We start from the raw sequence: 13,625 nt of genomic DNA, 5'->3' as shown, positions 1-13,625 counted from the left end.
CGCGGGGCGTCGTGGTGGACGGTCGTCAAGGGTCGATCCGGTAGACACGCGGGTTGCCCGCGTCGAGCCAGGCCCGGAACGCCGCCCGCGCGGCGGCGGGGTCGTGGCCGGCCGCGGCGAGGGCCTGGGCCGCCTCGGCGCTGTCGCAGATTCCGAGCATGCGCTGCCGTATCTCGGGCAGTTCGCCCGCCTTGTTCGGGTGGTAGAGGTAGAGGAGGTCCGCGTAACCGGTCGGCGCGTGCGCGACCAGGTCCTTGACGAGCTGTTCGGCGACGACCCGCCCGCTGCCGGTGATGTTGGTCTTGACCTCGGCGCTGACCCGGCCGCGGCCGGGCAGGTCGGCGACGATGTCGACGACGCGGTTCGGCCGGGGCTTCTGGAAGTCCAGCGCGGTCGCTCCGAAGTCCTCGACGAGCGTGCGCGCGGCGTACAGCTCGCCCCAGCCGCCCTGGAACTGCCGCCAGCCGCCCTCCGGCCCCAGGACGCCCAGCAGGACCTCCCCCATGCCGGTGACCCGGTCGCGGGGCAGCCGGCGGAAGATGTCGTCCACGAGGGTGAGCAGGTGCGCGCGGTCGGCGCGGGGCAGCTCCAGGGCGTCCACCCAGTCGAAGCCGATGTCCTCGGCCAGCCGCGCGATCTCCTCCAGCCCCGACAGCTCCCGGTCGGTCAGCTCGCCCACCTGGGCCGCGAAGCGCTCGGCCTCGGCGAGCCGCTCGGCGGCCTGCGCGGCCTGACCCCGCTTGCGCAGCTCGGCGGCCCCTTCCTCGTACTCGGTGAGGACGGCCATGATGTGCCGCCGGCCCGCGATCCGGCCCCTGGCGGCCTCCGCCGCCCGCGAGAGACGGCCCGCCAGCTCCTCGAAGGCCGCCGCCTCGCCGGCCGCGAGCCGGTCCAGCAGGCGCTGGTAGGCGGCCGGATCGGGAAGCTCGGCCCGGCGCAGTTCCACCGCGTGCAGCAGACCGTCCACGGCCCGGGCGTCGCCCCCGGCGCGGCGCAGCAGCGTCACGTAGACGTCGCCGCCCGCCTCGGTGATGAAGGACATGGCGCGCGGCCAGTAGGCCAGGGCCTTCACCCGGTCCGTCCCGAGCCGCTCGATGTGCTCGGGCCGCATCCGGCTCACCGCGCGCGACCACTCGTCCAGGCGCGCCGACGGCACACGGTCCACCATGTCCGCCAGGACCCGCCGCTCCAGACGGGTCTCCAGCAGCCGCGCGAGGGCGGCCGTCATGTCCTCGGTGACCCCGCCCCTGGACCCCATGCGGCGCTCGAACCGCCGGGCCAGGGACAGCGCGTCGGCGAGCCGGTCCACCTCGGGCAGGACGTCGCGGGACCGGGCGAGCCTGCGCAGGGCCGCGCCCTTCGTGCCCGCCGGCACGTCGAGCAGCTCCGCCAGGCGGACGGCCTCGGCGAGGTGGTGCTGGGGGAGCAGGCGCAGCGCCTGCGCCGCCGCGGTCGCGTCCTGGAGCCGGGCCAGGCTCGTGAGCGCGGCCACGAACCGGTCCAGCCGGCTCAGCTCCTGCGCCACCTCACCCGCGCGGCCCAGCCGGCGCAGCGAGGCGAGGACCCTCAGCAGGGCCGCGAGCCGGTCGGTCAGCTCGGCCGCCCCGAGCGCCTCCTTGATCTCGCCGATGCCGATGAACCAGGACAGGATCTCCACGGCGAGCGCCGTGCGCAGCACATCGGCCAGGTCCCCGGCGATCCGGGCGCCGCCGCCGGGGGCGCCGTGCGGCGCGCCGAGCCGTTCGGCGTACTCCAGCCCGGCCATCGCGACGCGGATGGCGTCGCCGGCCTGCTCGCAGAGGACCTCCAGGGTCTGCGCGGCCTTCGGGTCGGGCGGCGGCGTGGTCGCCCGGTGCACCAGCAGCGCGAACTCGGCCAGGTGGCCCAGGCCCTCGAACAGGTCCGCGGGGGAGTGCGTGAACAGGTCCTTGATGCCGTCGATGGTCGAGCGCAGCCACAGGCTGAGCCCGTTCGCGCGGTTGCGCAGCCGCCGGGCCGGGTCCGGCGCGGCCGGCGGCTCGTCAGGCAGCAGCTCCAGCTCGCGGAACAGGGCGGTGACGTAGGCGGGGCTCAGCCCCTTGCGGGGCCGGGTGCGGCCGAGGATCAGCAGCAGCTCGACCACGGAGCCGTCGAGGGTGGTGAACAGGCGCCGGTAGGCGTCCTTCGCGCGCAGCAGCGCGGCCATGGCCTCCAGCTCGGTGCCGCTGCGGGCCGAGGCGAGCAACTCGATGATCGCCTTCTTCTCCCGGTCGCTGGGCCACTTCAGCCCGGAGAGGACGACCAGGTATCCGGCGCGCCGCTCCCACGGCATCCAGGCGAACACGTCCCGGTCCATGGTCACGATGTGCTGGAGCATCGCCTGCTCGTCCGGCGCGCCGGGCTCGGCCTCGCCTCCGGCCGCGGACAGCCACGCGGTGGCGACGCGGGCGGCGACGGCCGGGTCGAGGCGTTCGCCGGGCGGAGTGCGCTCGAACTCCCGCCGGACGGCGGCGGGGGTCCAGGGGGTCGCCGGGCCGAGGTCGAGGATGTAGCGGTCGTCGGCGGTGACGGTCATGACGACCCGGTAGTCGGTGAGCTCCAGCACCTTGCCCCGCTCGGTGACCTGCAGCCCGGGCGTCGCCTCCACCCCGGCGCCGGCCGGGAGCGGCATGGCCCGGCCGAACTGGCGGATCAGCAGCGGGTCGGCGAGCGGCACCATGACGAACCGGTCCTCGCGGTGCCGCCCGCGCCGCTCCAGCACGGTGAACCCCTGCGCGCCGTACAGATACACGCCCCACTGCGCGGCCCTGGCCAGCGCCGCCGAGGTCACGTACGGGTCGGCGCCCGTGCGCACCCACTCGTCCACGGCGAGCCGGATGACCGGCAGTGTGGGGAAGCGGTCCCGGACCAGCACGTCGCCGAACGGGAACCGCTCGGTCCGCGCGGCGGCCCTGATCGGCACGGCCACCGGCGCGCCGGTCCCGTCGCCGTAGCCGGGCATCGTCCACGTCCGGCCCCCGGGATCGGCCCCCCACGGCCCGTCGCCACCCGGGCCCGCGGCGGGCGCCGCCGGCCGGGCCTGGCCGCGTGCCGCGAGCGCCCGCCGTACGCCCGCGGTGACGGCCGCCCGCACCGCGCGGCGGGTGGCCTCGTCGCACTCGCCCACCCAGGTCTCCGGCATGGGCGGCGCGCTCATTCGCTCACCCCCGGCGTGCCGCGCAGCCCGAACTTCACCTGGACGGTCTCCCGGTTGCTGTTGGGGTTGTGGAGCTCGAAGGTGAGGTTGTCGGCGTCCAGCGCCTTGCGGTGGTTCTCCCCGAGCGCCTTCTCCAGGTTGTGGTCGAGGCTGAGACGGCGCTCCTGCGCGGACAGCTCGGCGGCCTTCGGCAGGCCCAGCCCGGGCGGCGGATCGGCCACGTCGAGCAGCGGCGCCTTGCCCGACGGCGGGAAGGAGAACCCGGCGTCCCGCAGGTAGCGCACCGCGTCGGGGTCGGTCCGGCACTGGGTCCAGAACTCGTCGCGCACCCTGTCGTACAGGTCGAGCATCTCCTGCCGCCCGGCGTTCTCCAGGGAGCGCCCGCCGACCACCTTGGCCCGGGCCCGCTGCCACACGGGGCCGAGCGGCGTCCCGTCGATCCGCCGGCCCAGGACCTGCCGGGCGCGCTCGACCGCCTGCCGCATGCTCTCGCCCGGCCTGCGCGGGAGGTGTTCGAGGTCGAGCCGGGACCTCTTCCGCGTGGGCACGCGGACGTCGTCGACGGTGGGCCGCTTGCCGCCCCGCACGGCCGGCCGGGTGGCCTCGTCCTCGATCGACGCGACCGCGCGGTCCACCTCGACGTCGGAGAGGAACCGTTCGGCCGCCTCCTGGCCGGGGCGTCCGGCGCCGCCCTCCAGCGCGCTCTCGGCGGCCCCGATCCGCAGTTCCCGGGTCGTCGCCCGGTCGGTCAGCCCCATGTCCTTGAACAGGCCGCCCAGTTCCTCCAGGCGCCTGGCGTCGCGCACCGGCCGCCCGGCCCGCACGTCGGCCGCGGCCGACTCCAGCAGCAGCGCCCCCTTCGTGCCCGGCTCGACCTTGGTCAGCGCCCGGTGGAGCACCCCGGCCTCCCGGGCCGAGAGCCGGTACTCGCGGGCCAGGGTGGCGGCGGTGTAGGCCCCCTTGCCGAGCCTGGCCGCCTTGCCTGCGGCGGGCAGGAGCACCGAGGCGCCCAGGATGGCCCGGTCCACGGTGCTCAGCTCGTTGCCGAACAGGTCGTACCCGATCGCCGCCTCGCCCGCGGCGACGACGGAGCCGACGACCGGGATGAAGCCGATCAGGGTCTCGACCGCGGTCTGCCACGCGGGGATGTCGATCGGGATGTCGTAGCGCTCGGTGTCCGGGGCCGACCGGGCGAGCAGGTACGCCCGGAACTCCAGGGGGTGGGTGTCGAGGTAGCGCTTGAAGTCGGCGGCGACGCTGGTCGAGGTGAAGCCCCTGGTGTGCATGGACGCGATGAGGTCGCGCAGGAAACCACGCGCGATCATGTCGCGGATCGCCGTCTCCCGCTCCGACTGCCACACCAGCCAGCCGGCGCCGTGCCCGCGGTCCTCGACGAGGTACGGCTCGCGGACCTGCCACACCCGGTTCCGCAGGAACTCCAGCGCCTCCTCGACCTTGCGGGCGGCGGCCTCGGTGTCCCGCCTCGCGGCCTCGTCCAGGGCCGCCTCCCGCTCCAGCCGCAGCCTCCGGGCGACGGTCGCCTTGACCCCGGCCTCGAGCTGCTGGAGGTACAGCCGGGCCCACACCTGCCCGGGGTCGTGGCGCGCGAGCACCTCGTCGCTCTGCCGGTCGAGCCAGGCGAGGTACTCGCCGAGCGCCTTGGTCACCGCCGGCCTCTCCGCCTGCGGCACGGCGTCGGCGGTGCGCCGGACGGCTCCGGCCAGCTCCAGGAACCGGCCGCGGGCCGACGTCCGGGGCGGCGCGGCCGTCTCCCTCAGCGCCGCGGTCCACAGCGCGGGCCCCGTCTGGCGCAGGAACTCCGGTGTGCCGTAGTGCCTCTCGATCCAGGCGTGGTAGCGGTGGAACGCCTCCCGGCCGAGCGGGTCGTCCACGCGCGCCCAGGCGATGTAGCCGAGCAGCTCGCGCCGCTTGTCGAGCTGGGCCTGCTCCTCCGGGGAGTGCCGGATAGGTCGCGAGGCGTACCAGAACTCCCCGCGGGTGGGGCCGTGCCGGGGGGCGTATCGCGGTCCGCGGGCCACGACCGCGATCCGCACCGACGGCTCGGTGTACACCAGCGCGTCCAGGTACGCGCGCGCGATGCGGTCGGGCAGGTCGGCGGGGAGGAGGCCGGTGACCGGCAGCGGGCGGCCCAGCAGCGGCAGGGCGAGCCCGGCCTCGGTGAGGACGTGGTCCCCGGAGACGTTCCGCTGGACCTCGGCGCCGAGCCGGAGCTCGACCCGGACGGTGTCGCCGGGCATGAGATGGCCGGAGTGCGGGTCCAGGCGCCGCTGGAGGTCGGCCAGGTCGGCGTCGGCGTCGGCGGGCAGCTCCCGGCCCAGTACGGCGAGCCTGCCGCTGAGCCGCAGCGCCCGCACCACGGCGACCAGGTCCTCCGGTGGGAGCCCGCGCAGGACGCGCAGCGCCTCGCGGGCGTCGGCGTCGGTCACCGCCCAGTCCAGGACGCCGGTGGACAGGAGATCGGTGACGCGGCGCAGCGCGGCCTGCCTGGCCGGCCCGCCCGCGGCCGCAGGACCTGCGGGGCCGGTACCTGCGGGGCCGGTACCTGCGGGGCCGGTACCTGCGGCGCCGGGACCGCCGGGCGCCCGCCGGTCCACCGGCACCCGGACCGGGCGCGGCGGCCCTTGGTAGGACATGATCCGGTAGCCGCTTCCGGGCCCGTCCGGGCCGGCGTCGAGGGTGGAGTCGTACCGGGCCGCGGGTGCTCCGTGGCCGCCCGCCGTCCGGCCGCCGGGCGGGGCCGTACGTGAGCCGGCCAGCGCCCGCTCGGCCTCGTCGAGCCGCCGGGCGACCAGCCGCGCCACGGCCGCCTCCAGCCGCGCCAGGTCCTCCGCGGTGGGCGAACCCACCAGCCGTACCCGGATCGGCACCCGCACGTCGACGCCCGGCATCGCCCTCAGCCGCCCCCCTGCCGCCTGAGCGCGACGTCGAGTTCGTCGAAGACGTGCCGGGCCACCGTGTCGAGCTGCGCGTCCGACAGCTCGCCCACCACCTCGACCTCGATCGGGAAGCTCCACACCACCCGGCCGTCCGGGTCCGCCCCGGCGCCCGGGGAGAGCACCGCCTCGCTGCCGGGCGCGGGCACGATGTACTCGCCCTCGTGCACCAGGGCGATCCCCGTGCGCTCGACCCGGCCCCCGCCCTCGAAGGCCGGCATCACGATCAGGCCCTCGGCCCCGCCGCGCTCCTCACCCGTGTCCTCGGGGGCCGTCACGACTCGACCCCGGGACTCAGCGACATGCAGGTGAAGCTGGCGCTGGGCGCGCCGTCGATGACCACGTTGCTGGGGTTCGCGGAGGTGATCACGCAGCGGCTGAACTTGAGGGCCTTGAACGTCCAGTCGGTGCCCTTCTTCTCCGCCACCGTGATCTCGAACTCCTTGCCCTTCACCGCGAGTTCGGTCAGGTCGGCGACCGCGGTGCCGATCGCCTGCACCGTCATCGTGAAGGTGAAGGTCTGCGGCTGGCGGACGTACCCCAGGTTGTCCTGCTCGATGGAGTGGATGACCGTGTGCGGCACGTTGAAGGTGGGCGTGAACTGCGAGATCGGCGCGATGACGGTGTTGCCGAGGCGGATCTCCAGCCGGGTGTTCCAGTCGGGCATGTCCGTTCCTAGGTGAAGTTGAGGGTCAGCGCGAGACGGTGCAGGGCGCCGGCGTAGTCGACGGACACCAGCACCTGGGCCACCCGGTCGGCCTGCGCCTGCTGGATGATCTTGAGCTGGGCCGGGGTGAGGGCGGCGGGGTCGCTGTCGAGCAGATCGAGCACCGGGATGTCGACGGCGTAGCCGTCGATCACCTCGTCGCGGACCAGCGGATCGAGGACCGCCTCCATCTGCACGACCAGCGCGCGCAGTCCGGACCGGCTGATCCGCAGATTCCCGATGCCCCGGATCAGCCTGGCCTTGAGCTTGAAGCCGATGTCGTCCACGGTCCGCCGGACGTCGATGAACTTCATCCCGGCCGGGTCCCCGGTGTATCCCTCGCCCAGGTACACGCCGCCGCCCGGGATGAGGGCGGGGCGGGCCAGCCAGTTGATCCCGCAGCCCTTCGGGGGATCGCCGAACTGCTCGCCCTGGTTGAGCTTGTCGATGGCGGCGACGCTGAACGGCTCGCTGGTGATGGCGACCTTCTTGAGCAGCACGGAGATGTGCGGCGGATACCCGGCGATCGTCCCGGCCACCGCCGCGGCGGCGTCGTCGGCGCTGCGGTGGGCGATGTAGATCATGCGGTCGCTGACCAGCTTGGCCTTGCCGGTGACCACGACCGGGTCGTCGGCGTCCCTGACCAGCATGACGACGCCCATGCGTTCCTTGCCCTCGCCCCCGGAGTTGGAGACCTGGGTGACGTGCGCGGCGAGCTTGCCGATCGCGCCGGAGTCGCCCCCGGTCGTGCCGTCGAGCGGGGTCGCCGCGAGGACCACGAACTGCGCGTCCAGATCCTCGATCGCGGTGAGCGCGGCCGCCGGGTCGCCCACGGGCCCCGGTGACGTGCCGGCCGTCCGCACCGCCCAGACCTGGGCGGGACCCGGAGTCTGCCCGAAGAGCGTCGTCAGCGCCGCCGTCAGCGAGGAGTTGGGCTTGGGGACGCCCGGATTCTGCGGATCCGGGACGGTCGCGGGGCCGAACTCCTCGGCGGCCTGCGAGGGGTCGGTGACCGCCACGACCACGCCCTGGGGCCCCTTCGCGGCGGTGCCGATGACGGCGACGTTCCCCGTGGCCCGCACCACCGGGGAGAACATGTCGACATTGGATCTGACGTTGATGTACCGGACGGCCATTCTTCCTTCGCCTTTCGTCTTCCCGCCGACAGCGCGGTCAGTGGAACCTGTCCTGGAGCTTGCGGCGCAGCGCCTCCTGCTCGGCGACCGTCATGGGCCGGGCCGCGGGCGCGCTCGCCCCGGGGTCTTGCGTGCGAGTGGGAGGGACCTCGGAGGTCTCCGCGGGGGTGTCCGGCCCGTTCGGAGCGGGGCTTTCGGGCGAGGTCATGGCGTTCTCCTTGGGGTTCTCCTCGGCGTGGGCACATAGCGGGGTACGGCGGGCGCGGGCGGGGGCTCCGCCGCGCGGTTCTACGGCGGCACGGGGATCGCCAGGACGTCCTGCGAGGCGAAGAAGGCCAGCAACTCGCTCTCCGGGACGGGATGGGCCGTGACGGCCGGCTTGGGCAGGAGCAGCACCGGCGCGAGCGGGGAGCGCGAGGTGAGGCCGTCCGGGTCGCGGTGGGCGACCTGGCCGCGCGCGGCGAGGTCGCGCACGAGCCGGGCGGAGCGCAGCGCCTCCGTGACGTCCACCGTCTCGCGGATGAGCACGGCCAGCCGCAGCCGCAGCCGCCGCTGGTTGGCGGGGTCGGCCGGGTCGAAGGGGGGCGGGGCGGCGAGCTTGACCTCGCCGAGCAGGTGATGGAAGGCCCTGCGCAGGTCCTCGACGGTGGTGAGCCCGTGGCGGGCCAGGTACCCGGCCAGGTCGAACCAGCGGAACTTCGCCTGGAACTCGGCCAGCGAGGCGTACTCCCCGATGTCGCCGAGGACGACCGACTCGATCCGTCCCCCGTCGAGTTCCAGCAGGACGGTGGCCGCCACCTCCAGCGCCAGATCGACCCACTCCGGCGGGGCGCCGGCCTCCCGCCCCTCGTACAGCACGTCGGTGCGCGCGTGGTCCGGCGTGGTGCGGGTCCAGGTCCCGGCGAGCAGCCGCTGCCGGAACAGGGGCCACTGGTACTCCTCCGCGGCCACCTCGACCTTCAGCACGTCGTGGAGGGCGGCGGCCGGCACGCCGTACAGCGTCCCGGCGAGCTGGCGGATCCGGGCGCGGCCGGTCGCGTCGGCGGGGAACAGGAGGCCGGGCAGGCCGCCGGGGGCGTGCAGCCGCAGCATCAGCGCGTCGGTGAAGGTGCTCACCCGGCACCACCGTGAAACGCCATGTCCCGCGCCTCTCCCGCCCGCGACCGCCGACCGACTACCCCCCGGCGGCCAGGTCGCCGGGGTGTGGCACGTCGCATGCTGAGACGTCAGAACACGATGCGTCACCGATAGGGCACCGAAAGTAGCAGACGCTCCCCGGCCACGGAAGTGCCGTGACGCCCCTGTCGAACGCTTTTTACGGAGGTACGGCCGGGCGGGGGTGTGATCAGGGGGTCAGGTCGCCGGCGCGGCGGACCCCGGGGTCCGCCGCGCCGGGTGGCGCGGGGATGGGCCAGCGGCGCAGGAGGGTGAACGCGGCGCAGGCGAGGACGAGCCAGCCGATGAGCCCGGTGATGCTGGCCAGGGCCGGATCGTACGGCGTGCGCGCGTCGCCGACGAGGACGACCACGGTCGCGGTGCTGTTGAACGCCGCGTGGGAGACGGCCGCCGGCCACACGCTGCCCGACCGGAGCCGGAGCCAGGCCAGGACGACGCCGTAGAGGGTGCTCAGGCCGATCGTCATCAGCGCGGCCCAGGCGCCGAGATGGGGGTAGTTGTAGCCCAGCAGCGTGTGCGGCGCGTGCCAGGCGCCCCAGATCACGCCCGAGAGCGCGAGCGCGGGCCACAGGCCGTACGGCCGGAGCCGGGGCACCAGCCAGCCGCGCCAGCCGATCTCCTCGCCGAGCGCGGGCAGCAGCAGGATCAGCGGCTCCAGCAGCACGATCGACGCCAGGCGCGGCAGGATCTCCACCAGGGAGTCGCCCGCGGGCTGCGAGGCGGGCGGCAGGCGCTGCAGCTCCCGGAACGCGCTGAGCCCGTTGAGGTCCAGGGCCAGCAGGCCGAGCAGGGCGCTGAGGGCCACCGCCGCGATCACCAGCAGGGACGTCCCGATCCAGCCCAGCCCGAACAGCGCCCAGGTCCGGCGCCGGTCGGGCCCCCAGGTCAGCCCCGCGTCCTCCCGCCACGACCAGGGCCGCCCCGCCCGCGTCAGCCGTACGGCGAGGACGCCGAGCGCGGGCAGGACCATCAGCGCCACGCTGGTCAGCGCCGAGGTCAGCGGGGATTCGAAGACCGAGGCGGGCGGCTCGTCCGACAGCCAGACGGGCAGCGCGACCAGCCACGCCAGGCCGTAGGTGACGGCCAGGAACACGGCCAGGTCGGTGTTCTCGCGGAACTTCACGACGATCGTCCAACCCTTCGCCCGAATCGGTCCGGTGTCACGCCGCCGGCGGGTGCGGGCGTGCCGAGCAGGACGTCCAGGACGGCGCCCAGAGGTACTCCGGCGCCGCCGGGGATCGTCAGGAGGCGGTCACGGGCGATCTGGTAGCTGTTGTGGCGGCCGACCCGGGTCCGGCGCAGGTACCCGGCCGCCTCCAGCTCGCCGACCACGGCCTGGACGGTGCGCTCGGTGACGCCGGCCGTGGCCGCCGCCTGGCGGATCCGTATCTGGGGGTCGCGGGCGATCTGCAGCAGGATCAGGAGATGCCGGCTCAGCAGCAGGGCCGGGTCGCCCTCGCCCGGGTTCGCGGAGCTCATGCGCGGCTCACGCCCCGCGGCACGAGGATTCCCCCGGCCGTCCCACCGAGGGTGCTCATCGGGAAACCTCCGCGTCAGCCCATGATCATGACCTTGCCGACCAGACTTCCCGGCGCACCGCGACATACCGTAACAGCCGGAGCGGTCCAAGGTCATCGGCGTCGGCGAAGTCCGGGTCCGGTTTCGCCGGCCGGGTCCGCCCGGAACGGGGAGGCCGCCCGCCCCGTACGGGCGGGCGGCCTCCGTCACCGGGCCCGGGGCGGTCAGGAGGTCGGGATCTTCTCCCAGTCGGGGCGGTTGAAGTATTCGCGGGTCTCGCGGACGACGAGGCCGGAGAGCATGATCAGGCCGATGAGGTTGGGCAGGGCCATGAGGCCGTTCATGATGTCGGAGAAGGTCCAGACGGTCTCCAGGTGGGTGATGGTGCCCACGAAGATGAGGGCGATGAACACCACCCGGTACGGCGCGACCGCGACGCGGCCGAAGAGGCGGTCCATGCAGCGTTCGCCGTAGTAGGCCCAGCCGAGGAGGGTGGAGTAGGCGAAGAAGACCAGGCCGATGGTGACGACGATGCCGCCCCATTGGCCGGGCAGGCCGTCGCTGAAGGCCAGGGTGGTCAGGGGGGCGCCGGTCTCGCCGCTCTTCCAGGCGTCGGTGACGACGATGGCCAGGCCGGTCATGGTGACCACGATGAGGGTGTCGATGAAGGTCTGGGTCATGGAGACCAGGGCCTGGCGGACGGGCTCGGCGGTCTTGGCGGCGGCGGCGGCGATGCCGCCGGTGCCCAGGCCGGACTCGTTGGAGAAGATGCCGCGGGCGACGCCGTACCGGATGGCGAGCAGGATGGTGGAGCCGGCGAAGCCGCCGGTGGCGGCGGTGCCGGTGAAGGCGTCGGTGAAGATGAGCGCGATCGCCGAGGGCAGGTTGCCGATGTTGGCGATGATGATCCACAGGGCGCCGAGGATGTAGAAGACGATCATCACGGGGACGAAGGCGCTGGTGACGGTGCCGATGCTCTTGATGCCGCCGAGGATGACGGCGGCGGACAGCACGGTGATGATGATGCCGGTCAGCCACATCGGGACGCCCCATTGGGCGTTGATGGCGTCGGCGACGCTGTTGGACTGGACCATGTTGCCGATGCCGAAGGCGGCCAGCGCGCCGAAGACGGCGAACAGGATGCCCAGGATGGCGCCGAACCTGCCGCCGACGCCGTAGGTGAGGTAGAACATCGGGCCGCCGCTCTGCTCGCCCTTGGCGTCCTTGCGGCGGAAGCGCACGCCCAGGAACGCCTCGGCGTACTTGGTGGCCATGCCGACCAGGCCGGTGACCCACATCCAGAACAGCGCGCCCGGCCCGCCCAGGTGGATGGCGGTGGCCACGCCGGCGATGTTGCCGACGCCGACGGTGGCGGCCAGGGCGGTGGCCAGCGCCTGGTAGTGGGTGATGTCGCCTTCGCCGCCGGGTTCGCTGCGCCGCACCAGCGCGAGGTAGAGCGCGTGGAACAGCTTGTGGAACTGCAGTCCCCGCAGCCGGACCGTGAGGTAGAGGCCGGTGAGCAGGAGCAGGGGGATCAGCAGCGCCGGTCCCCAGACGAAGTCGGCGATGGCGGTCAATGTCTGTTGCACGCGTGCTCCTCATCGTCATGACGATCACAGGGCGTGAGCCGGGAGGTCCCGGCGATGATCCACCTTTCACCCCGATTTCGGGAACCCCCAATCCGGCATTGCCTCCCAACCTTTTCTCAGGCGTTATCACCCGATATCGGGATGCGTGGGGCGTCTGAGCAGGCGGGCCTGGCGTGCTCACCCCCGCTGACCTGCTGCGAACGCCTCGCTCCGGGGCCGCCCGGGGCACGGGCTTGACCTTGCCCTCGGGGGCAGGGTCTAGAGTCCGCCGGGTGAGCGCCCATGAAGATCAGTGAGATCGCCCGCGACGCGGAAGTGACGACGAAGGCCATCCGCTACTACGAGTCGCTCGGCCTCCTCACCCCCGCCAGGCTCGGCAACGGCTATCGCGACTACTCGGCCGAGGACGTCCGGAGGGTTCGCGAGATCCGCGACCTCAACCGGCTGGGCATCCCCGTGGAACGCACGCGCCCGTTCCTGGAGTGCCTGGAGGTCGGCCACGAGCACGGCGACGACTGCCCCTCGTCGCTGGCCGGCTACCGGGCCGTCATCGACGAGCTGACCGGGTGGATCGAGGCGCTCACCGAACGCAGGGCGGTGCTGGTCCGGCGGCTGCGAGACGCCGCGGCCCGCAACATGCCCGGAGAACCCGACGATGACCTGGAGACGATCACCATGACGGACGTCCACGACCTCCCCGCCGGACTGCCGGTGCCCGAGGACGACGGCGCCGCCGGTCACCTGCCCGGCATGACGCTGCCGGAGATCGAGCTGAGGAGCAGCACCGGGGAGACCGTGCGCCTCGACGCGCTGGGCGACGGCCGCCACGTGCTCTATGTCCTCCCGCTCATCGGCACCCCGGACGCCGACCTGCCCGACGGCTGGGACAACATCCCCGGCGCGCGCGGGTGCACCCCCGAGGCGTGCGATTTCCGCGACCACTACGAGGACCTCATCGGCGCCGGCGCGGCCGGGGTCTTCGGGATGTCCCTGCAGGAGGCCGCCTACCTGCGAGGAGTGGCGGAACGACTGCGCCTGCCGTACGCCATGCTCGCCGACACCGGCTTCCGGCTCGCCGACGCCCTGGGCCTGCCGACGTTCCACGCCGGCGGGCGGCGCTTCTACCGGCGCCACACCCTCATCCTGCGGGAGGGGCGGATCGAGCACGTGTTCTACCCCGTCTTCCCGCCGAACGAGCACGCCCAGCAGGTCCTCGCCTGGCTGAAGGACAACCCGCTCTAGCCGCCGCGGGCCGCCGCCCGGGCCGTACGCCACGGGGGGCGTGGCGCCGGAGCGCCCTCGGGGGCCGTTCCGGCGGCCCGCCGCGGCCGCCACCCGTGAGGGGGATGGGCGCGCCGGGCGGGCGGCCGG

At 74.0% G+C, this 13,625-nt stretch carries 11 protein-coding genes; 1 reads left to right on the top strand and 10 read right to left on the bottom strand.

Going from position 1 to position 13,625, the window contains the following annotated elements; genetic code table 11:
- Positions 1–25: 25 nt before the first annotated feature.
- The 10 genes from D5H75_RS41170 to D5H75_RS01035 all read right to left on the bottom strand — a co-directional run bounded on the left by D5H75_RS41170 (position 26) and on the right by D5H75_RS01035 (position 12,254).
- Positions 26–3,175 carry a hypothetical protein gene (locus D5H75_RS41170; RefSeq protein WP_202637710.1) on the bottom strand — a complete coding sequence of 1,050 codons (3,150 nt, stop codon included), beginning with the start codon at positions 3,173–3,175 and terminating at the stop codon, positions 26–28.
- On the bottom strand, positions 3,172–6,084 hold the full coding sequence (locus D5H75_RS01070) for a pre-toxin TG domain-containing protein (RefSeq protein WP_119924409.1): 2,913 nt from the start codon (positions 6,082–6,084) through the stop codon (positions 3,172–3,174). Before D5H75_RS01070 ends, D5H75_RS41170 begins: the two co-directional genes overlap by 4 nt.
- A gap of 5 nt (positions 6,085–6,089) precedes the next feature.
- Entirely contained in the window at positions 6,090–6,407 is a 318-nt protein-coding gene (locus tag D5H75_RS01065) for a hypothetical protein (RefSeq protein WP_119924408.1), read from the bottom strand.
- Entirely contained in the window at positions 6,404–6,796 is a 393-nt protein-coding gene (locus D5H75_RS01060) for a hypothetical protein (protein WP_119924407.1), read from the bottom strand. Before D5H75_RS01060 ends, D5H75_RS01065 begins: the two co-directional genes overlap by 4 nt.
- A gap of 8 nt (positions 6,797–6,804) precedes the next feature.
- On the bottom strand, positions 6,805–7,932 hold the full coding sequence (locus D5H75_RS01055; protein ID WP_202637709.1) for a hypothetical protein: 1,128 nt from the start codon (positions 7,930–7,932) through the stop codon (positions 6,805–6,807).
- A gap of 76 nt (positions 7,933–8,008) precedes the next feature.
- On the bottom strand, positions 8,009–8,179 hold the full coding sequence (locus D5H75_RS41165; protein WP_202637708.1) for a hypothetical protein: 171 nt from the start codon (positions 8,177–8,179) through the stop codon (positions 8,009–8,011).
- Between the two features lie 80 nt (positions 8,180–8,259).
- A complete protein-coding gene (locus D5H75_RS01050) occupies positions 8,260–9,087 on the bottom strand; it encodes a hypothetical protein (RefSeq protein WP_119924405.1) in 828 nt (275 codons plus the stop codon).
- Positions 9,088–9,316: 229 nt separating this feature from the next.
- Positions 9,317–10,270, bottom strand: a complete 954-nt coding sequence (locus D5H75_RS01045; RefSeq protein ID WP_119924404.1) for a CPBP family intramembrane glutamic endopeptidase — start codon at positions 10,268–10,270, stop codon at positions 9,317–9,319.
- Positions 10,267–10,626 (bottom strand): MarR family transcriptional regulator, encoded by a 360-nt coding sequence (locus D5H75_RS01040; protein WP_119924403.1) that lies wholly within the window; start codon positions 10,624–10,626, stop codon positions 10,267–10,269. Before D5H75_RS01040 ends, D5H75_RS01045 begins: the two co-directional genes overlap by 4 nt.
- A 263-nt stretch (positions 10,627–10,889) precedes the next feature.
- Entirely contained in the window at positions 10,890–12,254 is a 1,365-nt protein-coding gene (locus D5H75_RS01035; RefSeq protein ID WP_119924402.1) for an alanine/glycine:cation symporter family protein, read from the bottom strand.
- 282 nt (positions 12,255–12,536) lie between these two features.
- On the opposite strand from D5H75_RS01035, the gene D5H75_RS01030 reads away from it, so the two are divergent.
- Positions 12,537–13,496, top strand: a complete 960-nt coding sequence (locus tag D5H75_RS01030; protein WP_119924401.1) for a MerR family transcriptional regulator — start codon at positions 12,537–12,539, stop codon at positions 13,494–13,496.
- Positions 13,497–13,625 lie beyond the last annotated feature (129 nt).

Source organism: Bailinhaonella thermotolerans, from assembly GCF_003594875.1.
In the GTDB taxonomy this organism is placed as follows: Bacteria; Actinomycetota; Actinomycetes; order Streptosporangiales; family Streptosporangiaceae; genus Bailinhaonella; species Bailinhaonella thermotolerans.
Note: the sequence above shows the minus strand (reverse complement) of the source record. Positions and strands in the feature narration are given on the sequence as shown.